Source organism: Pararhizobium sp. O133 (genome assembly GCF_051669845.1).
Classification (GTDB): Bacteria; Pseudomonadota; Alphaproteobacteria; order Rhizobiales; family Rhizobiaceae; genus Pararhizobium.
This window is the reverse complement of record NZ_CP196426.1, coordinates 1,876,212-1,902,412: the sequence shown is the minus strand read 5'-3', so window position 1 is coordinate 1,902,412 and position 26,201 is coordinate 1,876,212. Positions and strand designations below refer to the sequence as shown.

25 protein-coding genes are annotated in these 26,201 nt (G+C 61.0%); 13 read left to right on the top strand and 12 right to left on the bottom strand.

The window, feature by feature from the left end; translation table 11 throughout:
• The first annotated feature begins 211 nt into the window (after positions 1-211).
• The 5 genes from ACST81_RS09145 to ACST81_RS09125 all read left to right on the top strand — a co-directional run bounded on the left by ACST81_RS09145 (position 212) and on the right by ACST81_RS09125 (position 5,351).
• Positions 212-1,540: an aspartate aminotransferase family protein gene (locus ACST81_RS09145; RefSeq protein WP_438752612.1), complete on the top strand. Its 1,329-nt coding sequence runs from the start codon at positions 212-214 to the stop codon at positions 1,538-1,540.
• 362 nt (positions 1,541-1,902) lie between these two features.
• Positions 1,903-3,009 (top strand): branched-chain amino acid ABC transporter substrate-binding protein, encoded by a 1,107-nt coding sequence (locus ACST81_RS09140; protein ID WP_438752611.1) that lies wholly within the window; start codon positions 1,903-1,905, stop codon positions 3,007-3,009.
• Between the two features lie 131 nt (positions 3,010-3,140).
• On the top strand, positions 3,141-4,838 hold the full coding sequence (gene ade, locus ACST81_RS09135; protein ID WP_438752610.1) for an adenine deaminase: 1,698 nt from the start codon (positions 3,141-3,143) through the stop codon (positions 4,836-4,838).
• Positions 4,839-4,899: 61 nt separating this feature from the next.
• On the top strand, positions 4,900-5,100 hold the full coding sequence (locus ACST81_RS09130) for a hypothetical protein (RefSeq protein ID WP_438752609.1): 201 nt from the start codon (positions 4,900-4,902) through the stop codon (positions 5,098-5,100).
• Positions 5,097-5,351 (top strand): type II toxin-antitoxin system RelE family toxin, encoded by a 255-nt coding sequence (locus tag ACST81_RS09125; RefSeq protein WP_438752608.1) that lies wholly within the window; start codon positions 5,097-5,099, stop codon positions 5,349-5,351. The genes ACST81_RS09130 and ACST81_RS09125 overlap by 4 nt, the downstream gene beginning before the upstream one ends.
• Here the strand turns inward: ACST81_RS09125 and bglA are convergent.
• The gene (bglA, locus tag ACST81_RS09120; RefSeq protein WP_438752607.1) at positions 5,343-6,992 is read right to left on the bottom strand and encodes a beta-galactosidase BglA; all 1,650 of its coding nucleotides are present in this window, start codon (positions 6,990-6,992) and stop codon (positions 5,343-5,345) included. The genes ACST81_RS09125 and bglA overlap by 9 nt on opposite strands.
• Positions 6,993-7,224: 232 nt before the next feature.
• Here bglA and ACST81_RS09115 point away from each other — a divergent pair, with 232 nt between their 5' ends.
• From ACST81_RS09115 to ACST81_RS09105, 3 genes are all read left to right on the top strand, one after another.
• Positions 7,225-8,145, top strand: coding sequence for a sugar kinase (locus tag ACST81_RS09115; protein WP_438752606.1), 921 nt, complete (start codon positions 7,225-7,227; stop codon positions 8,143-8,145).
• Between the two features lie 80 nt (positions 8,146-8,225).
• Positions 8,226-8,465 (top strand): type II toxin-antitoxin system Phd/YefM family antitoxin, encoded by a 240-nt coding sequence (locus tag ACST81_RS09110; protein WP_438752605.1) that lies wholly within the window; start codon positions 8,226-8,228, stop codon positions 8,463-8,465.
• Positions 8,462-8,851 (top strand): type II toxin-antitoxin system VapC family toxin, encoded by a 390-nt coding sequence (locus tag ACST81_RS09105; RefSeq protein ID WP_438752604.1) that lies wholly within the window; start codon positions 8,462-8,464, stop codon positions 8,849-8,851. The genes ACST81_RS09110 and ACST81_RS09105 overlap by 4 nt, the downstream gene beginning before the upstream one ends.
• Positions 8,852-8,870: 19 nt before the next feature.
• Here ACST81_RS09105 and der read toward each other — a convergent pair whose 3' ends face one another.
• From der to ACST81_RS09090, 3 genes are all read right to left on the bottom strand, one after another.
• Entirely contained in the window at positions 8,871-10,292 is a 1,422-nt protein-coding gene (gene der, locus ACST81_RS09100; protein ID WP_438752603.1) for a ribosome biogenesis GTPase Der, read from the bottom strand.
• A 71-nt stretch (positions 10,293-10,363) separates the two neighbouring features.
• Positions 10,364-11,035, bottom strand: a complete 672-nt coding sequence (locus tag ACST81_RS09095; RefSeq protein WP_438752602.1) for a tetratricopeptide repeat protein — start codon at positions 11,033-11,035, stop codon at positions 10,364-10,366.
• A gap of 108 nt (positions 11,036-11,143) precedes the next feature.
• Positions 11,144-11,731, bottom strand: coding sequence for an NnrU family protein (locus ACST81_RS09090; protein ID WP_438752601.1), 588 nt, complete (start codon positions 11,729-11,731; stop codon positions 11,144-11,146).
• A 136-nt stretch (positions 11,732-11,867) separates the two neighbouring features.
• Here ACST81_RS09090 and ACST81_RS09085 point away from each other — a divergent pair, with 136 nt between their 5' ends.
• Positions 11,868-12,869, top strand: coding sequence for a polysaccharide deacetylase family protein (locus ACST81_RS09085; RefSeq protein ID WP_438752600.1), 1,002 nt, complete (start codon positions 11,868-11,870; stop codon positions 12,867-12,869).
• Between the two features lie 24 nt (positions 12,870-12,893).
• On the opposite strand, the gene sbmA is transcribed toward ACST81_RS09085, so the two are convergent.
• The 7 genes from sbmA to glpK form a co-directional block, all read right to left on the bottom strand.
• Positions 12,894-14,171 (bottom strand): peptide antibiotic transporter SbmA, encoded by a 1,278-nt coding sequence (gene sbmA, locus ACST81_RS09080; protein ID WP_438752599.1) that lies wholly within the window; start codon positions 14,169-14,171, stop codon positions 12,894-12,896.
• Between the two features lie 109 nt (positions 14,172-14,280).
• Positions 14,281-15,477, bottom strand: a complete 1,197-nt coding sequence (locus ACST81_RS09075; RefSeq protein ID WP_438752598.1) for an MFS transporter — start codon at positions 15,475-15,477, stop codon at positions 14,281-14,283.
• Between the two features lie 84 nt (positions 15,478-15,561).
• On the bottom strand, positions 15,562-16,311 hold the full coding sequence (gene map / locus ACST81_RS09070; RefSeq protein WP_438752597.1) for a type I methionyl aminopeptidase: 750 nt from the start codon (positions 16,309-16,311) through the stop codon (positions 15,562-15,564).
• A gap of 77 nt (positions 16,312-16,388) precedes the next feature.
• Positions 16,389-17,447: an LLM class flavin-dependent oxidoreductase gene (locus ACST81_RS09065; RefSeq protein WP_438752596.1), complete on the bottom strand. Its 1,059-nt coding sequence runs from the start codon at positions 17,445-17,447 to the stop codon at positions 16,389-16,391.
• A 112-nt stretch (positions 17,448-17,559) separates the two neighbouring features.
• Complete coding sequence (locus ACST81_RS09060) at positions 17,560-17,982, bottom strand: type II toxin-antitoxin system VapC family toxin (RefSeq protein ID WP_438752595.1); 423 nt, start codon at positions 17,980-17,982, stop codon at positions 17,560-17,562.
• Positions 17,979-18,275, bottom strand: a complete 297-nt coding sequence (locus ACST81_RS09055; RefSeq protein WP_438752594.1) for a type II toxin-antitoxin system Phd/YefM family antitoxin — start codon at positions 18,273-18,275, stop codon at positions 17,979-17,981. The genes ACST81_RS09060 and ACST81_RS09055 overlap by 4 nt, the downstream gene beginning before the upstream one ends.
• Before the next feature lie 57 nt (positions 18,276-18,332).
• Positions 18,333-19,826: a glycerol kinase GlpK gene (gene glpK / locus ACST81_RS09050; protein ID WP_438752593.1), complete on the bottom strand. Its 1,494-nt coding sequence runs from the start codon at positions 19,824-19,826 to the stop codon at positions 18,333-18,335.
• Positions 19,827-20,038: 212 nt separating this feature from the next.
• Here glpK and xdhA point away from each other — a divergent pair, with 212 nt between their 5' ends.
• The 3 genes from xdhA (at position 20,039) to xdhC (ending at position 24,853) form a co-directional block, all read left to right on the top strand.
• A complete protein-coding gene (gene xdhA, locus ACST81_RS09045; RefSeq protein WP_438752592.1) occupies positions 20,039-21,514 on the top strand; it encodes a xanthine dehydrogenase small subunit in 1,476 nt (491 codons plus the stop codon).
• A gap of 163 nt (positions 21,515-21,677) precedes the next feature.
• Positions 21,678-24,020 (top strand): xanthine dehydrogenase molybdopterin binding subunit, encoded by a 2,343-nt coding sequence (gene xdhB, locus ACST81_RS09040; protein WP_438752591.1) that lies wholly within the window; start codon positions 21,678-21,680, stop codon positions 24,018-24,020.
• Between the two features lie 14 nt (positions 24,021-24,034).
• Positions 24,035-24,853, top strand: coding sequence for a xanthine dehydrogenase accessory protein XdhC (xdhC, locus tag ACST81_RS09035; protein ID WP_438752590.1), 819 nt, complete (start codon positions 24,035-24,037; stop codon positions 24,851-24,853).
• A 56-nt stretch (positions 24,854-24,909) separates the two neighbouring features.
• Here the strand turns inward: xdhC and ACST81_RS09030 are convergent, their stop codons facing one another.
• Entirely contained in the window at positions 24,910-25,203 is a 294-nt protein-coding gene (locus ACST81_RS09030) for a hypothetical protein (RefSeq protein WP_438752589.1), read from the bottom strand.
• A 12-nt stretch (positions 25,204-25,215) separates the two neighbouring features.
• Here ACST81_RS09030 and ACST81_RS09025 point away from each other — a divergent pair, with 12 nt between their 5' ends.
• A complete protein-coding gene (locus tag ACST81_RS09025) occupies positions 25,216-26,118 on the top strand; it encodes a LysR substrate-binding domain-containing protein (protein ID WP_438752588.1) in 903 nt (300 codons plus the stop codon).
• Positions 26,119-26,201 lie beyond the last annotated feature (83 nt).

Sequence of the window (26,201 nt, the reverse complement as noted above, 5' to 3'; positions counted from 1 at the left end):
ACGTTAAACTTCGGAAAAGACGAAGACGATGTCACGCCCATTCCTGCCGCCATGCTCAAGAAACCGTTTATTTCAGCGCTATCGCCGGAGGCCTGGAACATCTGGCCAAGGCTTGACGCTGCAAGGCGCGCTGATAGTTTGACCATCAGGTAAAAGATTCAGCCTGATACCCTGGCTTTGGCCGCCAGGCAAAAACGCCACGGAGAACACGATGTCCAACCGCCTCAATGCCACGCCCAACGATCTCAGAGCTTTCTGGATGCCGTTCACGGCCAACCGGCAGTACAAGAAAGAACCCCGCATGTTCGTCAAGGCGAAGGACATGCACTACACGACCCATGACGGGCGACAGGTGCTGGACGGCACGGCTGGCCTCTGGTGCGTAAACGCTGGCCACTGCCGGCCACTGATCACCGAAGCCATTCAGCAGCAGGCCGGCGAACTCGACTATGCGCCCGCCTTCCAGCTCGGCCATCCCAAGGCCTTCGAACTGGCCAACCGCCTGATCGACATCGCGCCCGACGGCATGGAACATGTGCTCTATACCAATTCCGGCTCGGAATCGGTCGAGACAGCACTCAAGGTGGCGCTCGCCTATCACCGCGCCAAGGGCAATGGTTCGCGAACTCGCCTGATCGGCCGTGAGCGCGGCTATCATGGCGTCAACTTCGGCGGCATTTCCGTCGGCGGCATCGTCTCCAACCGCAAGATGTTCGGCACGCTTCTGTCGGGCGTCGACCACATGCCCCACACCCATCTGCCGGAAAAGAATGCCTTCACCAGGGGCGAACCGGAGCATGGCGCAGACCTCGCCACCGAACTGGAACGCATCGTCACCCTGCATGACGCCTCGACCATCGCCGCCGTCATCGTCGAGCCGGTTGCCGGTTCCACTGGCGTCCTCATCCCGCCGAAGGGTTACCTGCAGAAGCTGCGCGAGATTTGCACCAAGCACGGCATCCTCTTGATCTTCGACGAAGTCATCACCGGTTATGGCCGTCTCGGCACCCCGTTCGCCGCCCAGTATTTCGACGTCAAACCGGACATGATCGTCACCGCCAAGGGCCTGACCAACGGCGTCATTCCAATGGGCGCGGTGTTCGTCACGGCGGAAATCCACGACGCCTTCATGAACGGCCCGGAACACATGATCGAGTTCTTCCACGGTTACACCTATTCCGGCAACCCGATCGCCTGCGCCGCCGCACTCGGCACGCTCGACACCTACCGCGACGAAGGCCTGCTCACCCGTGGCGCCGAACTCGCCCCCTACTGGGCCGACGCGCTGCATTCGCTGAAGGACTGCCCGCATGTCATCGATATCCGCAATATCGGCCTGATCGGCGCGATCGAGCTTGCCCCGATATCAGGCGAACCAACCAAGCGCGCCTTCTCCGCCTTCCTGAAAGCCTATGAGAACGGCTACCTGATCCGCACCACCGGCGACATCATCGCGCTGTCGCCGCCGCTGATCATCTCGAAGGCCCAGATCGACGAACTGATCGACGGTATCCGCAAGGTACTGATTGCCAACGCCTGATGAGCGAAACCGGCGAGTGCCCTTTCCCGCTTGGCGAGAGGGCGCTCGTCAGGCGGGGACAACAGCAGGAAAACTGCAAAATAGCCACCTGCGAAAGAAACATTCCCCGCCATCCGATCCTGCGACCGTCCGGGGCCGTCCCAATACGGTAAATTGAACAAATATTTCGCAATTGCCTAGAAAACCGCCTTGCGGAATCCGCGAGGGGTTCATAGACCCTTGGACATGGGAAAGGCCTGTTCGCAGAAGACAGGGGAACCCATCCAGCGTAAGCTTGCTTCGACCGGAGGGACTGTCCCCGTGCGGCTGGCGATCACGACGCTGGCGCTGCGGGGGAACCAACCCATTCAAGGAGAAGCAAGATGAACTTTAAGATAGTCTCTGGCGTCACGCTCGCCGCCTCGCTGGCGTTTTCGCCGCTCGCCCATGCGGAAATCGTGATCGGCCTGATTGCGCCGCTGACCGGTCCCGTCGCCGCCTATGGCGATCAGGTGAAGAATGGCGCACAGGTCGCCGTCGATCAGATCAACAAGAACGGCGGCATTCTCGGCGAACAGGTCGTGCTGAAGCTGACCGACGATGCCGGTGAACCCAAGCAGGGTGTCTCGGCCGCAAACCAGATCGTCGGCGACGGCATCCGCTTCGTCGTTGGCCCGGTAACCTCGGGCGTCGCCATGCCGGCATCCGATGTCCTGGCTGAAAACGGCGTGCTGATGGTCACGCCAACGGCAACGACGCCCGATCTCACCAAGCGCGGTCTGGCGACGATCCTGCGCACCTGCGGCCGTGACGATCAGCAGGCTGAAGTCGCTGCAGCCTATGTTCTCAAGCAGTTCAAGGACAAGCGCATCGGCATCCTTAACGACAAGGGCGCCTACGGCAAGGGTCTCGCCGATTCCTTCAAGGCAACGCTGAACGCCGGTGGCGTGACGGAAGTCTTCAACGATTCGCTGACACCCGGCGAAAAGGACTTCAGCGCGATCACCACACGCCTGAAGGCTGAGAAAGTCGATATCCTTTATTTCGGCGGCTACCATCCCGAAGCCGGCCTTCTGGTGCGCCAGTTGCATGACATCTCCGCCCCGATCCAGGTCATCGGCGGCGACGGCCTGTCCAACACCGAATTCTGGAGCATCGGCACGGATGCGGCAGCCGGCACGGTCTTCACCAACGCGTCCGACGCTTTGAAGAACGACAGCTCGAAGGCCGCCGTTGCCGCGCTGCAGGCCGCCAACATTCCGCCGGAAGCCTTTACGCTGAACGCCTATGCCGCCGTCGAAGTCATCAAGGCCGGCATCGAAAAGGCCGGCAGCGCCGAGGATGCAACCGCTGTTGCCACCGCGCTCAAGGCCGGCGAGCCGATCAAGACGGCGATCGGCGACGTCACCTATGGCGAAAACGGCGACCTCACCTCGCAGAGCTTCTCGCTCTACAAGTGGGACGCCGGCAAGATCGTCGCCGCCGAATAAGCGGGCTCCACTCTGACGGAAACGGGCGCTTCGGCGCCCGTTTTCATTTGGATGATCCTCGCTATCCCTGTGCATTATAGCGCGACAGCGTTTATGCTGGCAGCAAACAGCAGGCAGGAAGCAGGATCATCATGAGCAAGAGACTGGAAACGCTGATCGATCAGGGCACGGGACGCGTGCCAGCAGACATCGTGCTCAAGGGTGGCCGCTTCTTCGATCTCGTCACCGGCGAACTGGTCGCCTCCGACATCGCCATCAGCGGCGACCGGATCGTCGGCACCTGCGGTACCTACAGCGGCGCGCAGGAGATCGATATTTCCGGCCGGATCATCGTTCCCGGTTTCATCGATACGCATCTGCATATCGAATCCTCGCTCGTCACCCCGCATGAATTCGACCGTTGCGTCCTGCCCTATGGCGTGACGACGGTAATCTGCGATCCTCACGAGATCGCCAATGTGCTCGGCACAGACGGCATCCGCTTCTTCCTGGATTCGTCCCTTGAAACGATCATGGATATCCGCGTCCAGCTCTCGAGTTGCGTGCCGGCAACGCATCTGGAAACCTCCGGCGCCAATCTGCCGATTGAGAAACTGCTGCCCTTCCGCGACCATGAAAAAGTCATCGGCCTTGCGGAATTCATGAACTTCCCCGGCGTCATCCACAAGGACCCGATCTGCCTCGCCAAGTTGGAAGCCTTCCAGGGCGGCCACATCGACGGCCATGCGCCGCTACTGCGCGGGCGCGATCTCAACGGCTATCTCTCCACCGGCATCCGCACCGATCATGAATGCACGAGCGCCGAGGAAGCGCTCGAAAAAATCCGCAAGGGCATGCACATCCTCGTGCGCGAAGGCTCGGTCTCCAAGGACCTGCATGCATTGCTGCCGATTCTGACGGAGCGCCTGTCGCCGTTCCTGGCGCTTTGCACTGACGACCGCAACCCGCTCGATATCGCCGAACAGGGTCATCTCGACTACATGATCCGCGAAGCCATCGCCAACGACGTCGAGCCCTTGGCGGTCTATCGCGCCGCCTCGATCTCGGCTGCCCGCGCCTTCGGCCTTCGGGATCGCGGCCTCGTCGCGCCTGGCTGGCGGGCCGATCTCGTGGTCATCGACGCCCTCGAAAACTGCAAGGCGGAGATGGTTTTCGCCGCTGGCCGTCGCGTCGACGACGCCCTGTTCGCGACCCGCCGCGCCGTTGCCCCCATCGGCCTCGACAGTGTCAAGGCGGGCCACGTGAACGCCGCCGATTTCGGCGTGCCCTATGCGGAAGGCGAGACCTCGGTGATCGGTGCCCTACCGGGCAAGATCATCACCGAACACCGGCGCTTCAAGCTGCCGGCATCGGGCAACCAGGCAGGCGTCGATCTTGGCCGCGACATCATCAAGGTCGCCGTCATCGAGCGACACGGGGTCAATGGCAATCACGCCAACGGCTTTGTCCAGGGGTTCGGCCTGAAGAAGGGAGCGATCGCCTCGACGGTCGGCCATGACAGCCACAATATCTGTGTCGTCGGCGTCAACGAGGACGACATGGCGCTCGCCGCCAATCGTCTGGGAAAGATCAAGGGCGGCTTCGTCGTCGTCCAAGATGGCAAGGTCACCGGCGAAATCGCGCTGCCCGTCGCCGGCCTGATGAGTCTCGAACCTTACGAGAGCGTACGCGACACGCTGCACCACCTGCGCGAAGCCGCCTTTGCGCTCGGAGCCACCCTGCAGGAACCCTTCCTGCAACTCGCTTTCCTGCCCTTGCCGGTGATCCCGCACCTGAAGATTTCGGACATGGGTCTGGTGGATGTGGATAAATTTGCGTTGATCGGGTGAGATCATTTCGCTTGGAACGGCCACTTCCCGAGCTTAAACTGCCGGATATAGGAGCTTAGGCATGACCAAATTGGAACAGATCGAAAAATCCGTCTCTGAACTCGGCCCAGAAGAACTGAAAGCGTTCGCGGCTTGGTTCGATGACCTTCAAGCCGCGCGATGGGATACGCAGTTCGCCAAGGACGCAGAGAGTGGCGCATTGGACGCACTCGCTGACGCAGCGCTTTCGGACTTCAAGTCCGGCCGGTCTCGCAGCCTGTGAGGCATCATGCAACGGCTGCCTTTTGGGAAGCCTATGACAAGCTGCCCAAGCATGTTCGCGAAATCGCCGACAACAATTTTGAGAAATTGAAAGCAGACCCAAAACATCCGTCCCTGCACTTCAAACAGGTCGGGCGTTTCTGGTCAGTACGGGTCGGCTCATCCTGGCGTGCGCTGGCCGTCCGGGACAATGACGATGTCATCTGGTTCTGGATCGGTTCGCACGCTCAGTATGACAAGCTGCTACAGTGACATCCGCCCGCAAAATACATCCAGCGCCTCGAGCGATATCTCACCGCCTTCGAACAGCGGCGCAAAACCCGGCATCGGCACGGCCTCGGCGATCACAACGCCCTTGGGCAGCGACACCGTCTGCGGCCCTCGCCGAAGGTTGAAGACGAACAGCAGCTTTTCGCCGGCTTTTTCGCGAATGAACATCAGGAGGTCCTGATTTGTCTCGACGAAGCTCATGCTGCCATCGAGCATCGGAGCATGCTCCCTGCGGAAGGCGAGCGTCTGGCGGTAGTGCGCGAGGACGGAGTCCGGAATGCCCTCCTGCACATCGGCGGCGAGCGGGCGATGCTCCTTCGGGACCGGCAGCCACGGCTTGACGTCGGAGAAGCCGGCATAGTCAACATCCTTCTCCCAGACCATCGGCGTGCGGCATCCGTCGCGCCCCTTAAAGGCCGGCCAGAAGCGGATGCCGTAGGGATCGCGCAGATCGGCGAGTTCGAGCTCGGCTTCCGGCAAGGCCAGTTCCTCGCCCTGATAGAGGCAGATCGAGCCGCGCAGCGCCGAAAGCACCGAAATCGCCAGCCTCGCGATGCGGTCGCGCTCCTCGATCGTTTGCGCAAAACGGCTGATATGGCGGGTAACGTCGTGATTGGAGAAGGCCCAGCAGACCCAGCCATCGGTGACCGCGTCCTGGAAGGCGGTGACACAACGGCGGATATGGGTCGCGGTAAAATCAGGCCCGAGTAGGTCGAACGTGTAGCACATCTGCAGCTTGTCGCCGCCGCTGGTATAGGCCGCCACCGTCTTCAGCGAGCGCGCGCCGTCGCCGACCTCGCCCACCGACGCGCGATCGCCGAACTCGTCGAGCAGGGCGCGAAACCGCTGCAGGAAACCGATATTTTCCGGCTGGGTCTTGTCATAGAGATGGTTCTGCATGCCATAGGGATTGACGTCGGGCGCATCGAGCCCGATCGCGTCCTCGTCATGGACGAGTGGCGGGTTGTCGCGCAGTTCCTTGTCGTGGAAATAGAAATTCACCGTGTCGAGGCGAAAGCCGTCCACGCCGCGCTTCAGCCAGAAGCGCACGGTCTCCAGCAGGGCATCCTGAACGTCCTGATTGTGGAAATTGAGATCCGGCTGCGAGCCTAGAAAGTTGTGCATGTAATATTGCTTGCGCACGCCGTCCCATTCCCAGGCCGGTCCGCCGAAGATCGACAGCCAGTTGTTCGGCGCGGTACCGTCCGGCTTCGGATCGGCCCAGACATACCAGTCCGACTTGGCGTTGGTTCGGTCGGAGCGGCTTTCCTTGAACCAGGGATGCTGGTCGGATGTATGGGAAATCACCTGATCGATGATGACCTTGATGCCGAGTTGATGCGCCTTCTTCAACAGCGCGTCGAAATCGGCGAGCGTGCCGAACATCGGATCGACATCGCAGTAATCCGAAACGTCGTAACCCATGTCGGCCATCGGCGAGGTGAAGAAGGGCGATAGCCAGATGGCATCGACGCCGAGGCTGGCAATATAGTCAAGCCGCTGCGTCACGCCCTTGAGGTCGCCCGCCCCGTCGCCCTTTGTGTCCTGAAAGGAGCGTGGATAGACCTGGTAGATCACCGCGCCGCGCCACCAATCGGGATTGGACTTCAGGGAAGGTGCCATCAAAAAACTCCGCGATCACAAGGATATGTCCAAGATGTATCGTTGCGGCTGCAGGGAGTAAACGGCATTCTCAAACCTCGGCGGAGATTGACGGTAGCGGAGCGGACAATGCCGATATGACGACCTTGGATCGGCCGGGTTCCCTGAATGGCGATGACGGCATTCGCTTGCCTTCCATGCCGGTAAGCCGTATCTCGACTTTCGTATAAGGGCGCAACCAGCGGGGGGATTCATGGCGGACAGGCTGCTTTCGATCGGTGAATGCATGGTGGAACTCATGCAGGCCGAAGGGGATCTGCTTCGCAAGGGTTATGCCGGCGATACGTTCAACACCGCCTATTACGCTCGCATCTTCCTGCCGCAGGACTGGTCGGTCGATTATCTCACGGCAGTCGGCAATGACACGGTGTCGGACGACATGCTGGCCTTCATCGAAAGCACCGGTGTCGGAATCAACCACATTCGCCGCATCGAGGGCCGCTCGCCCGGGCTTTACATGATCCACTTGAAGGACGGCGAGCGTAGCTTCTCCTATTGGCGCTCCGTCTCCGCCGCCAAGACCCTGGCCGACGACGCCGATCATTTGCGCGGCGCCATCGATGCCTCCGACATCATCGTCTTTTCCGGTATCACGCTCGCCATCCTCGCGCCGACGGCGGTCGAGACGCTGCTTTCGGAGCTGCGCCGCGCGAAGGCAGCGGGCAAGACGGTGGTCTTCGATCCGAATATCCGGCCGCGTCTCTGGGACGACAAGGGCACTATGCGCGACACCATTACTGCCGGCGCCCGTGCGGCAAGTCTCGTGATGCCGAGCTTCGACGACGAAGCGACGCATTTCGGCGATGCGGATGTGGCGGCAACGATTTCACGCTACAGCAACCTCGGCGTCGACAATGTCGTCGTCAAGGATGGCGCAGCCGGCGTTACCCTCGCCTTCGGAGATGCCGCCCCCGTTTTCGTCGCCTCCGCGAAAGTGGACAAGATCGTCGACACGACCAGCGCCGGTGACAGCTTCAATGGCGCGTTCCTGGCCCACTATGCGGTCAACGGCGACGCACAATCCGCAGCCAAGTTCGCGGCAGCAACGGCCGCGGCAGTGATTCAGCATCACGGCGCGCTTGTTGCGAAAGACAAGCTGGAATGCCTGCGGTAAGTGAAAAGCTTGCAATTTCGGTGTTCCGGCCCTAACTTTGGTCAAGCTTAGCCAAGGGACCGATCATGACGACCGTCAACATGCTGGAAGCCAAGACGCGTCTTTCTCAGCTTGTCAGTGCCGTTGAAAGCGGCGCCGAGGACGAGATCATCATCGCGCGCGACGGAAAGCCGGCGGCAAGGCTGGTGCCACTCGCACAAAGCGAAAAAAAAGGGATGCATCTCGGACTGCTGGAAGGCCGGTTTCCCCCGATGTCGCTGGAAGATTTCAATGCTCTTGATGAAGAGGTTGCCAAGCTTTTCGGATTGAAGAACGAATGAAGCTTCTTCTGGACACGCATGTGGCAATATGGGCGATCGCGTCGCCTGAAATGCTGTCCTCCAGAATCAAAGCCATCCTCAGGGATTCGGACAATCAGACGTATATTTCCACCGCGAGCATTTGGGAAATCTCGATCAAGTTCATGGTTGGCAGAGATAAGGCCATACCCTTCAGCGGATATGACGCCATTCGTCATTTCCACAACGCCGGAAGCCGCATTCTGGACATCACCGCCGAACATGCGGCGGCGACAGAGAAAGTCGTCACGCCGCATGCCGACCCTTTTGACCGCCTGCTGATCGCGCAAGCCATCACCGAGCCGTTGATTCTGGTCACCCGCGACAGCAAGATTGCAGCCTACAGCCCAACCTGCATCACCTGGTAGGTCTACAGCGCTCCCCGTCCTACCGCTTCTTCTTCCGGCCTTCGAACGGATTGTCGGCGGCCCTGAGATGAATGCGGATCGGCACGCCCGGCATGTCGAAATCGACGCGCAGACCGTTGGTCAGGTAACGGAGATAGCTTTCCGGCACGGCGTCAGGACGCGTGCAGGAAATCATGAAGCCGGGCGGCCGGGCCTTGACCTGGGTCATGTATTTCAGCTTCAGGCGGCGGCCGGAAACTGCCGGCGGCGGATGCTGGATCAACTGGCCTTCCAGCCACTTGTTCAGGCGCGCCGTCGAGATGCGGCGATTCCAGACCTTGTCGGTGTCGATGATCGACTGCATCAGCTTGTCGAGGCCGTAGCCGGTCTGGCCGGAGATCGGCACGGCGCGGATGCCGCGCGCCTGCGGCAGCAGGCGTTCGGTCTTCTCGCGCAGATCGGCCAGCAATGCCTGCGGGTCTTCGACTAGGTCCCACTTGTTGAAGGCGAGGATCGCGGCACGGCCCTCGCGCACCACGAGATCGACGAGCTGCAGGTCCTGCTTTTCGAACGGAATCGTGGCGTCGAAGACGATGACCACGGCTTCGGCAAAACGGATCGAGCGCAGGCTGTCGGCGACGGAGAGCTTTTCGAGTTTTTCCTGCACGCGCGCCTTCTTGCGCATGCCGGCGGTGTCGAACATCTTGATGGTGCGGCCGCGCCAGTCCCATTCGACGGAAATGCTGTCGCGGGTGATGCCGGCCTCTGGGCCGGTCAGGAGACGATCCTCACCGAGAAAGCGGTTGATCAGCGTCGACTTGCCGGCGTTCGGGCGGCCGATGATGGCGACGCGCAGCGGCTTTGTCTCGTCATATTCGGGCTCGGACTCCTCGTCCTCGATCTCTTCGTCGCCTCTGAGGTCGATGTTGGTCTCCGCTTCGTCCATCTCGGGCGGAAAAGCACGGTCCTCGCCGATCGCAGCGACGATCGCGTCGCGCAGGTCGATCATGCCCTGGCCATGTTCGGCCGAGATCGCGACGGGTTCGCCGAGCCCCAGCGTGAACGCATCGTAATAACCGCCATCCGAGCCCTTGGCTTCGGACTTGTTGGCAACCAGCACCACCGGCTTGCCGCGGCGGCGCAGCATTTCACCCAGCGTTTCGTCCGCCGGCGTCAGGCCGTATTTGGCATCGACCACGAATAGTGTCAGGTCGGCCTCGTCGATCGCAGCCTCCGTCTGTAGCCACATTCGGCCTTGCAGGGTTTCCGGGCCGGACTGCTCGAGACCGGCGGTATCGATGATGGTGAAACGAAGATCGACCAGCTTGGCGTCGCCCGGACGACGGTCGCGGGTCACGCCCGGCGTATCATCGACGAGCGCCAGCTTCTTTCCAACCAGCCGGTTGAAAAGCGTCGACTTTCCGACATTGGGGCGCCCAACGATGGCGACGGTGAAGTTCATCGATTAATCCTGTCTTCAGGGCTTGATGCGAATCAGTCCGCGGCGTCCTGAGGTTTCGTGTGCGCGCCTCTTCAGGAGGCCTTTCCGCTCGCGGTGATCAGGTCGAGCAGCATCTGGGCACGGTTGGCCAGGTTGCGCGGCGTCTCCTGATCGTCGGCAATCTGTTGGAACCAGGTTTTCGCCTTGGCCATGTCGCCGCTCTTGTAGGCTGCGAGACCCAGCGCTTCACGTGCCGAATGGCGCAAGCCATTGCCGGGAACGGCAAGCTGCTCGACCTCGGCCGAAACCTGCTCATAGGTACCGGTATCGACGAGTAGGTAGGCAGCACGGGCGCGGGCTGCGTCGCGCATCGCCTGCGGCAGGCTGGCATCCTTGGAAATATCGGAGAAGACCTGCACGGCGCCGGCGACATCGCCCTTCTGCGCCTGCATGGTTGCAGCCCGCATCTTGGCCAGAACCGGATAGGCGCCGTAGCCATCCTTCTCGAGCGTGTTCAGGGCGGCGATCGCCTCGTCGGTCTTGTTTTCCTTCGACAGCGTCAGCGCCGCGAGGAACTGGTCTCCGGACTTGGAGGCCGAGGTCTCATGCCAATATTCGTAGCCGACCTTACCGATCGTGCCGAGCACGATCAGAATGGCGATCCCGACGATCACGCTGCCGAACCGCGTCCAGACGGCTTTCACCTGTTCGGAACGGAGTTCTTCATTGACCTCACGGATAAAACTGTCGTCCTGGTTCGCCATTCGTAAGTTCCGGTCGCCCGGCCTTCCCTGCAGTGATGAATGTAAAGATTTCCGCGCTTCTACCGTATTTTGCGTCCGTTGTAAGGGGGCAGCGTGAATTAGCGCCTGTTACCCCATCACAATCGGTGCGACACCGATCAGCCATTCATGCAATTTCCAGACAAACAGCCCATAGGCGACGAGGCCGATGATGATCGCCAGGATGTCGTTGGAGCCGGAACGGAACACCGGCAGCACCTGCTCGCCCGCCCGCTGTCGTCTCTTCATCGAAATGCGCATGATCACCGCCCAAGCCAGAAACGAGCCGAACAGAATGACGGAAGATGTCTCGCCGTTGGCGAGCAGATGGGCCAAGGCCCAGATCTTGATCGACAGGATCTGCGGATGCTTCAGCGCGACGGCGATGCGGCCAGCCGGCAGGAAGCCGGCGGCAAGACAGATGAAGGCGAGCAGCATCAACAGCAGGGCAATGTGACGAAGGAAGACCGGCGGGTCGTAAAGCATGCCGGTGGTCATCCGCGCCTCACCGAAACCATAGACGATGAGGCCGAGACCGATCAGGCTGACAATGGTATAAAGCCCCATCCAGGTGCTTTTTCCACGGCTCTCGATGATGGACGTGCGCAGCCCGGGGGCGACGACGCGCACCAGATGCATGCCCAGAAAAATGACGATCCCCAGAATAAGCAATGCCATGATATCCATCCGTTTCCGTGAAATTTTCTATCTTCTCGCATAGCCGGATCATCGCGAAGTTGAAAGGCCAATCACGGGATTGCCGCATTCTGCGCGCAGGGAACACAATCCCGCCCCTGCCGTCCAAGGTTTCCGCATGCCCCGATTTTCCGCCGCCCTGGCTCTCGCGCTGACACTGACCCCGACGCTTGCCGGCGCCACGCAGCCGTCGGCATCCGCCCCTTCCAAGCAGATCGTCATCATCTCGTTCGACGGCGCGCATGATAACCGGTTGTGGGACAGGAGCCTCGACATGGCCAGGCGCACGGGCGCGCATTTCACCTATTTCCTCTCCTGTACCTTCCTGATGACGCGCGCGGATGGCGGCAAGGCCTATCAGGCACCGGGCCACAAGACCGGGCGCTCCAATGTCGGCTTTGCCCAGAGCCAGGAGGAAATCCAGACCCGGGCCCGCCATATCTGGCAGGCGCATCTCGACGGCCACGATATCGGCAGCCATGCCTGCGGTCATTTCGACGGCAAGGACTGGAGCGAGAAAGACTGGAACGGGGAATTCACCGCCTTCCATTCCGCGCTGGAAAACGCCTGGAAGGCTGGTGGCATCGGCAATGAGGAGCCGCAGGGCTGGACGGATTTCGTCGATCACGACATCAAGGGTTTTCGCGCGCCCTATCTCTCGCTGAGCGACGGGCTGCTGCCGGCCTTGAAACAACATGGCTTTGTCTATGACGCCAGTCTCGTCACCAAGGGACCGGACTGGCCGGCGTCTGCCGACGGCATGCCGCGTTTCGGCTTGCCGCTCATCCCCGAAGGCCCCAGCCAGCGCCGCGTCATCGGCATGGACTACAATCTCTTCGTCCGTCATTCGATGGGCGTCGAAAACCGCAAGGACAGCGCAACGTTCGAGGAACGCACGCTCGACGCCTATCACAAGGCCTTCCAGCACGAATATGAAGGCAGCCGCATTCCGCTGCAGCTCGGCTTCCATTTCGTCGAAATGAACGGCGGCGCCTATTGGCGCGCGCTCGACCGGTTCCTGACCGAAACCTGCAGCAAACCGGACGTCGCCTGCGTCAGCTACGCCGAAGCCCTGCCGCTGATCGAAAAACAGAAAAAGGCGGACCGCTCCGCCTTTTGAAGTTTATCGTCGCATCTTCCGCGTTTACGGCCTCTCGGCCACGAACTCGCCGTCGGTTTCCTCACGCGCAAGGTAACGCTGGTCGATTTCTGGCAATGGCTCGTCGTAGATCGCCGCCTCGAATGCCTTCAGTCGTTTGTAGATCGACAGGAGTTCCACGATCGTCGTCCATGAATTGACCAGATATTGAAAGGATTCACGGACCTGACCGAAGACGTTCTGAATTTGGCTCATGACGCCGAGCGTCAACTTGCCGGCCACGATCGACGGGATCAGAACGAGCGTGCCGAAAAGGTTGTCCGCCTGCAGGTAGAAGATGCGGGCGACATTGAAATACATGTAGTGAAAGTAAAGCCGGAAATAATTCTTGCGAACATTGGCAAAGAGTTCTCGCACCGTCGGCGGCTGCGCTCGGTCGGCATGGTCCTCACCGTAGACGAGTTCCTTACGATAGGCTGCTTCGACGCGTTGATTGCGAAACTCCAGCCCCGGAAGCTTGATCCCGACCAATGCCAGAAAGACTGTCCCGAACAGCGACCAGCAAACGGCCGCCCAGACGAGTGCGTGCGGGATTTCGCCGATCAAGGGCAATTCAGTCACGGTGCTTGAGAATTTGAACAGAACCGGCAGGAAAGCGACGAGCGTCATGATCGAGCTGACGAGACTGACGCCGAGCCCTTCCATTGTCCGCGAGAAACGCATGGTGTCGTCCTGCACGCGCTGGGAAGCCCCTTCGATGTGGCGCAGTTTGTCCCAGTGGGACATGTAGAAATTGTTCATCGCCGTGCGCCAACGGAAAACGTAGTGGCTGACGAAAAACAGGTTGAGCACGCCAACAGTGATCGCCACGAACGCGATACCGGCAAAACCCACCATGCCCAGATAATATTCCATCGCGGTCGGGATGGGCGCAGTGCGCGCAAGACCCCGCTGGATCATATCGTAGAAGGGCCCGTACCACGCATTGATGGCAACGCTGACCTGAACGGAAAAATAGGTCGTGAAGACGATGAGCGCTGAGCCAAGCACTGACCACATCTGCCAGGGATGCGGGCGGAAGGTGAACCAGAAGGCTGAAAACAGCCCGACCATTACCGCGTAATAGATATAGAACCACAAAAAGGAGGCAGACCAAAAGACGGAAACGCCAATGACGGGCTCTTGACCCGCAGCGAGCGGCGGAAGTCCGATAAGCGCACCGAACTGTTCGCCCCCGGCGTACCAGACCGCAACCGAAAGCAGCGCCCAGACGAGAACGGACGGAAAGAACAAACGTGGATGGGGAAAGAAGGAAATGAACAAGTCAAACGCTTTCGTTGGCGGTGAAGCATGGTTTGCCGGAACCTAGGGCAAAAGCCCTGCCCTGCCAATCACGTCAAGCTAATGTTACCGTTATTTAATCGGGAACCGCCTATCGGCTCGCCGCCACGATGCGCCGCATTTCCACGCCGATCAGGGCCGCGCAGAAAAGCAGCACGCCGGCCGCAAGAAGGGTCGGCAAGCCGAAACTGCCGCTGCCTTGCGCAAGCCACCCCGCCACCAGCGGCCCGATGATCTGGCCGACGCCGAAGGCGGCGGTCATGAAGGCGAGCGCCTTGCGCGGGCTTTGCGGCGCCAGCGCCCGGCCGATCTGCAGACCGTAGGCGGTGACCATGATGAAGGTGGCGCCCAGCATCAGGCCGCCGATCAGGGGCGCTGCGGGAGACGGAAGCGCAACCACGAGAACGAGGCCGATGGCCTCGACGAACATGCCGGCAAGATAGACGCCGACAATGCCGAGGCGGGGAACGGCATAGCGCCATAGAAAGACCGAGACCGCGCTGCTGAGACCGGTGATCAGCCAGGCGAGAAACTCGACCGTATGATCGGTCGCACCCTGCCGCGCCATGGCAACAAGGAAGGTTGCGGTGATCACATACCCAAAGCCGAACAGGCCGTAGGTCAAAGTGACAACCACCAGCGGTCGCGTCCAGATCAGTGGTTTTTCCCTCACGCTCGAAGCGCCCACCGCCGGCCCGCGCGGCAGCAGCATGGCCACGATGGCCGTCCCGGCAAAGGCGATGACCGCACCGCCGAACCAGGACGCCTGCCAGCCCGCCACAGTACCAAACCCTTGCGCGGGCAGCAGGAAAACCATGACCGACGAAACCGCGATGCCGATGCCAACTCCACCGAAATGGGTGGCCTGCACATGCGGATTGCCGGCGGCGAGCCCACGGCTCAGCACGATGGCCGAGGTAAAGATCATCGTGAAAGCGCTCGCCACGCCGGCGAGGAACCGGATGACGGAAAAGGCCGTGAGCGATGAGGTCAGCCCCATCGCCAGAAGCAGGATCGCAGTGGCGAAAAGCCCCGAGAGACTGATCAGCCGTTCGCGCCCGGCGGCCCAGCCGTAGCCGGCGGCAACGGCGCCAGCGAGATAGCCAATGAAATTGGCCGACGCGATGATGCCGGCATCAGCCGGCGACAGGCCAAGCCCGGCCATCATCCCCGGCAGGATCGGCGTATAGGAAAAGCGGCCGAAGCCCATGGCAACCGCCATGGCGATAGCGCCCGCGACGGCGGTTGCCGCCAGGCTTTCATTCCGGGGAGTGTCTGCAATGCTCATAGCTCACATATCGCAATGCAACATGCACGGCACAATCGACAAAATTTGATGCTGTCGTTCAACGGCGTGAATGCGTGCGATAGGTCAGCCCGGCAAAGTGACGACCAGCGGCCCGTTTCGCGTGACGACGACCGTGTGCTCGTATTGCACCGTCGGCGCGCGTGGCTCGCTGTAGAGCGTCCAAGCATCGTCGCCGCCTTCGGCCCATTGCGCGCCGAGCGACAGGAACGGCTCGACGGTGAAGACCATGCCTTCGGTCATCCGGCGCTTTTCGTGCTTGTCCGGCCAGGTGGCGATCTCGGTCGGCTCCTCGTGCAGCGAACGGCCGACGCCGTGGCTGGCGAGGTTGGTGACAAGCGTATAGCGGTTTTTCCTGGCGAAGGCGCCGATGGCATTGCCGATCGCCGCCAAGGGCTTGCCGGATTTCACCTCGTTCAACCCAACCCACATTGCGCGCTTGCCATCCCGGCAGAGGCGCTCGATCTGCGGCTTGACGGGCGACAAAGCGAAAGACGCGCCGGTATCGGCAAACAATCCGTTCTTTTCAGCGGAGACATCGATATTGACAAGATCGCCGGCCTGGATGACGCGCGTCCCCGGAATGCCATGGGCCACTTCCTCGTTGACGCTGATACAGGTAGCCCCCGGAAAATCGTAGCAAAGCTCCGGCGCCGACCGCGCACCCGCATCCTCCAGCACCTTGCGGCCGATGGCATCGAGCTCGGCCGTGGTCATGCCCGGTTCCATTGCTCCCGCCATCACTTGTATCGCATTGGCGCAGATACGGCCGATTTCCTTCAGCCGCTCCAGATCTTCGTCATTGTTGAGGGTCATCGTCTCTCGCTTTCGGCAGACATGTAACGCGCCGAAAGCCGTCGATCCAGACGTAGATCACAAGAAAATCGGCAATTTCAGGCGGTTTGTGCCGGTTTGTTGCCATCGGCAAGGGCAGCACGCACGAGCGGCGCGACCTTTGTGCCGTAAAGCTCGATGCCCCGCATGATCTGGTCATGTGGCATCAGGCCTATCGCCATCTGCAGCAGGAAACGATCGTTCCTGAAGATCGCGTGATGCCGGATGATCTTCTCGGCCACCGTATCGGGATCGCCGAGAAAGAGATTGCCGTTCGGTCCGATTGACTGGTTGAAATGCGCCCGGTTGGTCGGCCCCCATCCGCGTTCCCGGCCAATCCGGTTCATCACCTCGGCCTGCGGGCCATAGAACTGATCGGCTGCCTTCTCGGTCTTATCGGCGATGAAGCCGTGGACATTGATGCTGGTCTTCAAGGTCGATGCATCCTGCCCGGCCCGGCGCGCCGATTCGCGGTAGAGGTCGAACAGCGGCGCATAGCGGGCAGGCTCGCCACCGATGATCGCCAGAGCCACCGGCAGGCCGAGAACGCCGGCGCGCGCCAGCGATTGCGGCGTTCCGCCGACGGCGATCCAGACCGGCAGCGGATCGTTGACCGGACGCGGATAGACGCCACGCCCATTGATCGGTGCGCGCTTTTCACCGGCCCAACTCACCGTCTCCCCGTCGCGGATCGCCAGCAGCTGGTCGAGCTTTTCGGAAAAAAGCTGGTCGTAATCTTCGAGGTCGTAGCCGAACAGCGGGAAGGATTCGATGAACGAACCGCGCCCGGCCATGATCTCGGCCCGGCCGTTGGAAATGAGGTCGAGCGTCGAATACTGCTGGAACACCCGCACAGGGTCCTCGGAACTCAGCACCGTCACGGCACTCGTCAGCTTGATGTTCTTCGTACGGGATGCGGCTGCAGCCAGGATCATCGCCGGCGCCGAGGCGACATAGTCCGGGCGGTGATGCTCGCCCAGGCCGAAGACATTGAGCCCGACCTGATCGGCCAGTTCGATCTCCTCGATCAGATGGCGCACCCGCTCCTCGCCCTCCCGGCCGCGGCCTGTCGGGGCCTCGGGATGAACGTCGCCGAAAGTGTAAAGTCCGAGTTCCATGGGATGCTACCTGTTGTCAGCCTTTGGGCGAAGGGGTGTTTCGAGCGTTCAGATAATCAATCTCATGGATACATGACAGCATGGCGGCCGAAACAGTGTGTTTCGGCAAGGATCAGGTTTCCCACGGATTAAGCAACCGGACGCCGGTGCCATTGAAGTCCCGGATATTGCGCGTCACCACGGTGAGGTCGTGGTGAAGCGCGGTGGCCGCGATGATTGCGTCCCGCTCCGGCCGCCTGTCGGGGACGTGCAATCCTGCGCAGAGAAGAGCCACGTCGTTATCAAAGACAAGAATGCGGTCCCGAAAGACTCTCGGGACATATTCCGAAATCCAGATTTTTAGCCGCGTGGCCTGCACCTGATCACGGCGGCGCAACGACAGATAACCGAGTTCAAGCTCCATGATCGTGATAACGGACAAGTAAAGCGCGTCCGGATCAACCGCCTCCACCCAATCTTTGACGGACGGATGACATTTGCTGTTGGCGGCCTTCCGAAACTCGGAAATCACATTCGTATCGAGTATGTAGTTCATGAGAAATCAGGAATTTTGAGGCCCCAATCCCCTTTCAATTCGGGAAATTCAAAGTCATCGTCGACCTGCTCCAATCCTGGCATCGCAAGAAGCTCGATGATGGTCTTCCTGACCGGTTGACCAGCGATTTCCGTATCCGAGAGGTGACTGCTTGTCAGTTTCCGGTACTCCTCGATCGACAAAAGCACATGCGACGGCTCGCCCCGATCCGTGATGAAAACCGGCTCGATTTCCGCCGCTTTTTTGGCGCGGCCAGTTTCCTGGTTGAACTCCCGGCTGGACATGGTGGTCATGAAACACCTCTCAAGCTCAATTGTAGCAACGTTACTACATTCAGCAGGCAGAATCAATCAGACCTCGGTCAGCGTTCGCTTCACCGCGTTGCGCCAGCCCTTCATTTTCCCGGCGCGCGTCTTGTCGTCCATGGTCGGTTCGAAGCGGCGGTCGCGGGACCAGGACTTGGCGAATGCCTGCTGGTTCGGCCAGACCCCTGCCCGGCTGCCGGCAAGCCAGGCGACACCGAGCGCGGTCGTCTCCAGAATGGTCGGTCGATCGACCGGCGCATCGAGCAGGTCGGACAGGCGCTGCATCGTCCAGTCGGAGGCGACCATGCCGCCATCGACGCGCAGGACCGTTTCCTTGCCGTCGCTCTTCCAGTCCTTGTGCATGGCATCGAGCAGGTCGCGCGTCTGATAGCACACGGCTTCCAGCGCTGCGCGCGCGAACTCGGCCGGGCCGGTGTTGCGGGTCATGCCGAAGATCGCGCCACGGGCATCCGGGTCCCAATGCGGCGCGCCGAGACCGGTGAAGGCGGGCACGAGATAGACTTCCTGCGACGGGTCCGCCTGTTCGGCGAGCGTGCCGGTATCGGACGCGGACTTGATCGCCTTCAGTCCGTCGCGCAGCCACTGCACGGCAGCACCGGCGACGAAGATTGAGCCTTCGAGCGCATAGGTCGTCTCGCCATCCAGACGATAGGCAATGGTTGTCAGCAGCCGGTTCTTCGAGCGAACGATATCCTTGCCTGTGTTCAGCAGCGCGAAGCAGCCGGTGCCATAGGTCGATTTCATCATGCCCGCTTGGAAGCAGGCTTGACCAATCGTCGCCGCTTGCTGGTCGCCGGCGACGCCGAGGATCGGGATTTCGGCGCCGATCACGGAAGCGTCCGTCACACCAAAGTCCGCGGCGCAGTCCAGCACCTGCGGCAGCATCGCATCGGGAACCCGCAAGATTTCGAGCAGTTCGCTGTCCCATTCGTTGGTCACGATGTTGTACATCAGCGTGCGCGACGCGTTGGTCGCATCGGTCACGAAGGATTTTCCGCCCGTCAGTCGCCAGATCAGGAACGCATCGATCGTGCCGAAGCACAATTCGCCCTTAGCGCCCCGCGTGCGTGCCCCTTTAACATTGGCCAGCATCCACGAGAGCTTGGTGCCGGAAAAATACGGGTCAAGCAGCAGGCCGGTCTTTTTGGTGAAGGTCTTTTCAAAGCCCTGCTTTTTCAACTTGTCGCAATAGGAGGCGGTGCGGCGGTCCTGCCAGACGATGGCATTGTGGATCGGCTTTCCGGTCTCGCGCTCCCAGACGACGACAGTTTCTCGCTGATTGGTGATGCCGATTCCAGAGAGGTCGCCGGCCTCGATGCCAGCGTTGCGGAGCGCTTGCTTGATGGTCGAAACAACGGTGTCCCAGATCTCTTCCGGATCATGCTCGACCCAGCCGGATTTCGGGAAATGCTGCTTGAATTCCCTCTGGCCGGACCCGGCGATTTTCTGGTTTTTATCGAAGACGATCGCACGGCTCGATGTCGTGCCCTGATCGATTGCAAGAATATATCCGCCCATCCTGCCCTCCCCGGCGTTTGTCGGTGCGCTATCTCTCCTCAAGACGGCAAACCATTTCAAAAACTTCAATACGATGCAAAAACGAATGTCAAACGAAAACAAAACGCACCCTCGCGCTTGCGAAAAGTCCGGGGCACGATGGCAAAAACACAATTGTCACGGTGGCGGTTTCGGGCATAGTTTCAAGCACCGAAATAAGAAGAAGAGTCCGCATGACACAGTCGGCCGGCAGCATCCGTTTCATCCTCAACGATCGGGAGGTAGTGCTCGACAGTCTGAAGCCGACATCAACGCTCCTGGATTTCCTGCGCCTTGAACGCCGGTTGACCGGCACCAAGGAAGGCTGCGCCGAGGGTGACTGCGGTGCCTGCACGGTACTGGTCGGGCGTCTTTCGGGAGACGATCTCGTTTATGAAGGCGTGAATGCCTGCATCCGTTTTACCGGCTCGCTCAATGCCACCCATGTGGTCACCGTCGAGCATCTGGCGGCGAAGGATGGCACGCTTCATCCCGTGCAACAGGCCATGGTCGATTATCACGGCTCGCAATGCGGCTTCTGCACGCCCGGCTTCGTCATGTCGCTCTATGGCCTCTGGCTTTCAAACGACAATCCGGGGCGGGCCGATATCGAAAAGGCGCTGCAAGGCAATCTCTGTCGATGCACCGGATATGAGCCGATCATCCGGGCGGCGGAGGCTGTGGCACAGGCGCGGCCGAATGCGGTGTTCGATCCGATCCTGAAAGTGCGGGCGGACGTGAGGGCCAAGCTTGCCGTGATGCGTTCCCAAGAAACAATCACGATTTCCGATGGCGACAGCACCCTGATCATCCCCGGCAGTGCCGCGGCGCTCGCAGATACGCTGGCCGCGCATCCGATGGCAACGATCGTCGCCGGCTCCACCGATGTCGGCCTTTGGGTCACCAAACAGATGCGCGCGCTCAACCCGGTGATCTTCATCAACGGCATCGACGATCTGCAATCCATCCGCAGGACCGAAGACGGCCTCTCCATCGGCGCCGGCGTCAGCTATTCCGCCGCCTTCTCCGCCATATCCGAGTCCTATCCGGCGTTCGGCCGCATGCTTGATCGCCTGGGCGGCGAGCAGGTGCGCAACATGGGTACGATCGGCGGCAATATAGCCAACGGCTCGCCGATCGGCGACAGTCCGCCGCCGCTGATCGCGCTGGGGGCCAGCGTGACGCTCCGCTCCACCGCTGGGCAGCGCACCGTGCCGCTTGAAGACTATTTCATCGACTATGGCCGGCAGGACCGGACACCGGGCGAATTCGTCGAGAGCATCTTCATTCCGCCCCTGCCGAAAGACGATCGCTTCGCTGTCTACAAGATTTCCAAACGCCGCGACGAGGATATTTCCGCACTGTGCGGCGCGTTCCGGATGACCCTCGATCGCGAAAACCGGGTCATGGATGCGCGCATCGCCTTCGGCGGCATGGCGGGAACGCCGAAGCGCGCAAAGACCGTCGAGGCGGCGCTGATCGGCAAGACCTGGAACGAGGAAACCGTCACGCTGGCGCAACCAGCCTTCGAAATTGATTTCCAGCCACTGACAGACTGGCGCGCCACCGCCGCCTATCGGACGCTGACGGCGAAAAACCTGTTGCTACGGTTTTTTCTGGAGACATCCGGCGAAAGGGCGGAAATCAAAAGGTTCGAGGTGGTGGCGTGAATCAGGATATAACATTCTTGAAAAATGCCCCTCACCCTAGCCCTCTCCCCGCTCGCGGGGAGAGGGGACGATCGAGGTTGCCGCTTGTCCCTTCTCCCCGTCAAAACGGGGAGAAGGTGCCCGACAGGGCGGATGAGGGGCTACGCAAATGGAGACCGCTCTAATGGACAACTCTACCTTCGAGGCGCGCAAGACCATCGCCGGCGGCATGCATGCGAACCTCCGTCACGACAGCGCCCACAAGCATGTCTCCGGCACCGCAGACTATATCGACGACATCGCCGAACCCATTGGAACGCTGCACGCCGCGCTCGGTATGACCGACCGTGCCCATGCCGAGATAACGGCAATGGACTTGTCGGAGGTCGAGGCAACGCCCGGCGTCGTCTGGGTGATGACCGCGAAGGACATGCCGCATTCCAACGATATCAGCCCCAGCCATCTCGACGACGAACCGGTTCTGGCCGATGGCCTCGTTCAGTTTCACGGTCAGCCGGCATTCGCGGTCATTGCGGAAACCCGTGACATCGCCCGGCGCGCGGCGCGCAGAGCGAAGATCACCTATCGCGACCTGCCGCATCACACGGATATCCTCGACGCGCTGGAAAACGGCGCCGAACTCGTCACCAAGCCGCTGACGCTGGCACGGGGCGACGCGGAAGCCGAACTGGAATTGTCTCCGCGCCGCCTGACCGGCCGCATGCGGATCGGCGGGCAGGAGCATTTCTATCTCGAAAGCCATATCGCCTTTGCCATTCCCGGCGAAGACGACGAGATCACCGTCTGGTCGTCGACCCAACACCCCAGCGAAGTGCAGCACATGGTCGGCCATGTGCTCGGCGTGCCGTCCAATGCCGTGACCGTGCAAGTGCGGCGCATGGGCGGCGGGTTCGGCGGCAAGGAAACACAGAGCAACCAGTTCGCGGCCATCGCCGCCGTCGCCGCCAAGAAGCTCAACCGCGCCGTCAAGCTGCGACCGGACCGCGACGAGGACATGACCGCGACCGGCAAACGGCATGACTTCCTGGTCGACTACGACGTCGGCTTCGACGATGACGGCCGCATCCATGCGGTCAAGGCCAATTATGCCGCGCGCTGCGGTTATTCCTCCGATCTTTCCGGCCCGGTCACCGACCGGGCGCTGTTCCATGCCGACAGTTCCTATTTCTATCCGCACGTGAAGCTGACCTCGCAGCCGCTCAAGACCAACACCGTCTCCAACACCGCCTATCGCGGCTTCGGCGGACCGCAAGGCATGGTCGGCGGCGAGCGCATCATCGAGGAAATTGCCTATGCGCTCGGCAAGGATCCACTTGAGATCCGCAAGCTGAATTTCTATGGTGAGAAAGGCTCCGGCCGCACCTTGACGCCCTATCACCAGGAGGTCGAGGACAACATCATCCAGCGCATCGTTGCCGAACTGGAGGAAAGTGCCGACTATCAGGCGCGGCGCAAGGCCGTTATCAATTTCAACCGCACCAGCCGCATCATCCGCAAGGGCATCGCGCTGACGCCGGTGAAATTCGGCATCTCCTTCACCATGACCGCCTTCAACCAGGCCGGCGCGCTGGTGCATGTCTATCAGGACGGCTCGATCCACCTGAATCATGGCGGCACCGAAATGGGCCAGGGCCTCTATACCAAGGTGGCGCAGGTCCTGGCCGACAGTTTCCAGGTCGATATCACCAATGTGAAGATCACGGCGACGACGACCGGCAAGGTGCCGAACACCTCGGCGACGGCGGCCTCCTCCGGCTCTGACCTCAACGGCATGGCGGCTTACGACGCCGCGCGCCAGATCAAGGATCGACTGGTCACCTTCGCCGCCGAACGCTGGCAGACCGATCCGGAAAATGTCAGCTTCGTGCCCAACCATGTGAAGATCGGCGAGGAACTTGTCCCCTTCCCGGATTTCATCAAGCAGGCCTATTTCGCCCGCGTGCAACTGTCGGCCGCCGGATTCTACAAGACGCCAAAAATCCACTGGGATCGCAACACCGGTCGCGGCATGCCATTCTACTATTTCGCCTATGGCGCCTCCGTCTCCGAAGTCTCCATCGATACGCTGACGGGCGAGTACATGGTCGACCGGGTCGACGTGCTGCACGATGTCGGCAAGTCGCTCAATCCGGCCATCGATATCGGCCAGGTCGAGGGTGCCTTCGTGCAGGGCATGGGCTGGCTGACGACGGAGGAACTCTGGTGGGACGCCAAGGGCAGACTGCGCACCCATGCACCCTCCACTTACAAGATCCCGCTCGCCTCCGACCGTCCGAAAATCTTCAACGTCAAGCTGGCCGAATGGGCGGAGAATGCCGAAATGACCATCGGCCGGTCCAAGGCCGTGGGTGAGCCGCCCTTCATGCTGCCGATCTCGGTGCTGGAGGCGCTGTCCATGGCCGTCGCCAGCATCGCCGATTACAAGAAATGCCCGCGGCTCGATACACCCGCGACACCGGAACGCGTGCTGATGGCCGTCGAGCGGCTGCGCGCCACGAAAGCCTGAAAAGCAGACCTGAAATGAACTTTGCAGTCGATAGCCTCGAAGCCTTTCTGGAGCGCGAATACAGGATCGTCATCGTCGAGATCAGCCAGGCACTGGGCTCGACGCCGCGCGAAACCGGCGCTTTCATGCTGGTCTCGCCGACCGACGCGCATGGCACGATCGGCGGCGGACAGATGGAGCATGTGGCGATCGATAATGCCCGTGCACTCCTGGCCGGCATCAGCGACACCTTCGAGATGGATATTCCGCTCGGGCCCGATATCGGCCAGTGCTGCGGCGGCCGGGTGATCCTGACATTCCGCATCGGCGACGACGAGGCCCGCGCGGCCCTCGACGACAGGATAAAGGCGCGGCTGGAAGCATTCCCGGAAGTCTGGCTGTTCGGCGCCGGCCATGTCGGCCGCGCCCTCGCCGACGCACTGCTTTTACTGCCGTTCAAGACCTATGCGGTGGAAACACGCAAGACCGAGTTCGACCTGATGTCGGCCGGTGCCCATCATCGGCTGGTCGCCATGCCGGAATCGATCGTCAAGGACATCGCCCCGGGCGGCGCCGTCGTCATCCTGACCCATGATCATGCGCTGGATTTCCTGATCGCCAAGGAGGCGCTCTCCCGAAACGATCTCGCCTATGTCGGCATGATCGGCTCGAAGACCAAGCGCGCGACCTTCGCAAGCTGGGCCCGCAAGGAAGGTCTGGACGGCGAGGCGATCAACCGGCTCGTCCTGCCGATCGGCGGCAAGACCGTCGCTGACAAGCGCCCCGCGATCATCGCCGCCATGACCTCAGCCGAAATTCTCGTGGCGCTGACACAACATCGGGCGCAGGGGTAGACAGTTTCGTCAATGGGAGCGCATACCCGATGCGCTCCCACCCGCGATCAGGTAGATCATCCCGGCAGATCGGTATCTTGATGCGGGTCGCGCCCATCGAGAAAACCCATGTCCCGTTTCATGTAATCGGACATGACTTCGAGGTCGAGCCTAGGGTAGCGGGGTTGCGTCCAGGCCAGTCCGCGGCGCAGCGAAAACCATGTGCGCTGAAACCAGGATGGTGAGCGGATTTCATATTTTTCAACAACTTGGCATTCCATGACAGCACCTGTTCTCTTGGGAAGATCGTGATTGCAGGATGCCCGCAAACATGCTCCATTTCCAATCGAACAACCGTCTGCATGCATCAAGAGAACTTATCCATGAAAATGTCGAAACAGTTTCCCTTGAACGCGCTGCGCGTCTTCGAAGCCGCCGCACGGCTTGGCAGTTTCACCAAGGCAGGCGAAGAACTCGGCATGACCCAGACGGCGGTCAGCTACCAGATCAAGCTCCTAGAGGACAATGTCGGCGAGCCGCTGTTTCTGCGCCGGCCACGCCAGATTCAGTTGACCAGAACGGGTGAAATGTTGGCGCCGAAGGTCGGGGAAGCTTTCGACCTGCTGCGGGACGCCATGGCAAGCGTTCGCAACGATGCGGAGGCCACGCTTCTCATCCATTCGACACCCACCTTCGCGTCGCAGTGGCTCGCTCGCCATCTCGGTTCGTTCCAGCTCAAGCATCCGAGCGTCGCGGTGCGCATGACGACCAGCGAAACCATTGTCGATTTCAATCGTGAAGCGGTTGATCTCGCCATCCGCTCCGGCACAGGAGACTGGTCGGGCCTGACCAGCCATCCGCTGATGAGCGTCGACTTCACGCCGATGCTCAGTCCGCAACTCGCCGAAAGCGTCGGCGGCATCCACACGCCCCGTGATCTCCTCAAACTGCGGATCATCGATCCCGGCGATCCCTGGTGGGCACACTGGTTTACGGCGGCTGGCGTTGATGACGCCGATCTGGCCAGCCGACCGGCCAGCCGTCTCGGTGCGCAATCCTTCGAGGCCCGCGCGGCGATTGCCGGTCAGGGTGTCGCGATTCTCACGCCGGAATTCTACCCTGACGACATTGCGCTCGGGCGGCTTTACCAACCCTTCGACCTGCGCGGCAACGATGGCCACCAATATTGGATTGTCTATCAGACAGCGCGGCGGCATTCCCCAAAGATCAAGGGTTTTCGCGACTGGATCTTGCAACAGTTGAAAACCCCGGAAGGCTCGTCGTAAAACACGGGAAAGCAATCGGCCGCGAAATTCGCCCTCTTCCCTCCCGACAGAAATTTTCGCACAGTGCCGAAGCGGGAGGCAAG

Excerpts from the sequence above, each read along its gene's own strand:
- ACST81_RS09145 (WP_438752612.1), top strand. The coding sequence starts at position 212 with ATGTCCAACCGCCTCAATGCCACGCCCAACGATCTCAGAGCTTTCTGG.
- ACST81_RS09140 (WP_438752611.1), top strand. The coding sequence starts at position 1,903 with ATGAACTTTAAGATAGTCTCTGGCGTCACGCTCGCCGCCTCGCTGGCG.
- ade (WP_438752610.1), top strand. The coding sequence starts at position 3,141 with ATGAGCAAGAGACTGGAAACGCTGATCGATCAGGGCACGGGACGCGTG.
- ACST81_RS09130 (WP_438752609.1), top strand. The coding sequence starts at position 4,900 with ATGACCAAATTGGAACAGATCGAAAAATCCGTCTCTGAACTCGGCCCA.
- bglA (WP_438752607.1), bottom strand. The coding sequence starts at position 6,992 with ATGGCACCTTCCCTGAAGTCCAATCCCGATTGGTGGCGCGGCGCGGTG.
- ACST81_RS09115 (WP_438752606.1), top strand. The coding sequence starts at position 7,225 with ATGGCGGACAGGCTGCTTTCGATCGGTGAATGCATGGTGGAACTCATG.
- ACST81_RS09110 (WP_438752605.1), top strand. The coding sequence starts at position 8,226 with ATGCTGGAAGCCAAGACGCGTCTTTCTCAGCTTGTCAGTGCCGTTGAA.
- ACST81_RS09105 (WP_438752604.1), top strand. The coding sequence starts at position 8,462 with ATGAAGCTTCTTCTGGACACGCATGTGGCAATATGGGCGATCGCGTCG.
- der (WP_438752603.1), bottom strand. The coding sequence starts at position 10,292 with ATGAACTTCACCGTCGCCATCGTTGGGCGCCCCAATGTCGGAAAGTCG.
- ACST81_RS09095 (WP_438752602.1), bottom strand. The coding sequence starts at position 11,035 with ATGGCGAACCAGGACGACAGTTTTATCCGTGAGGTCAATGAAGAACTC.
- ACST81_RS09090 (WP_438752601.1), bottom strand. The coding sequence starts at position 11,731 with ATGGCATTGCTTATTCTGGGGATCGTCATTTTTCTGGGCATGCATCTG.
- ACST81_RS09085 (WP_438752600.1), top strand. The coding sequence starts at position 11,868 with ATGCCCCGATTTTCCGCCGCCCTGGCTCTCGCGCTGACACTGACCCCG.
- ACST81_RS09075 (WP_438752598.1), bottom strand. The coding sequence starts at position 15,477 with ATGAGCATTGCAGACACTCCCCGGAATGAAAGCCTGGCGGCAACCGCC.
- map (WP_438752597.1), bottom strand. The coding sequence starts at position 16,311 with ATGACCCTCAACAATGACGAAGATCTGGAGCGGCTGAAGGAAATCGGC.
- ACST81_RS09065 (WP_438752596.1), bottom strand. The coding sequence starts at position 17,447 with ATGGAACTCGGACTTTACACTTTCGGCGACGTTCATCCCGAGGCCCCG.
- ACST81_RS09060 (WP_438752595.1), bottom strand. The coding sequence starts at position 17,982 with ATGAACTACATACTCGATACGAATGTGATTTCCGAGTTTCGGAAGGCC.
- ACST81_RS09055 (WP_438752594.1), bottom strand. The coding sequence starts at position 18,275 with ATGACCACCATGTCCAGCCGGGAGTTCAACCAGGAAACTGGCCGCGCC.
- glpK (WP_438752593.1), bottom strand. The coding sequence starts at position 19,826 with ATGGGCGGATATATTCTTGCAATCGATCAGGGCACGACATCGAGCCGT.
- xdhA (WP_438752592.1), top strand. The coding sequence starts at position 20,039 with ATGACACAGTCGGCCGGCAGCATCCGTTTCATCCTCAACGATCGGGAG.
- xdhB (WP_438752591.1), top strand. The coding sequence starts at position 21,678 with ATGGACAACTCTACCTTCGAGGCGCGCAAGACCATCGCCGGCGGCATG.
- xdhC (WP_438752590.1), top strand. The coding sequence starts at position 24,035 with ATGAACTTTGCAGTCGATAGCCTCGAAGCCTTTCTGGAGCGCGAATAC.
- ACST81_RS09025 (WP_438752588.1), top strand. The coding sequence starts at position 25,216 with ATGAAAATGTCGAAACAGTTTCCCTTGAACGCGCTGCGCGTCTTCGAA.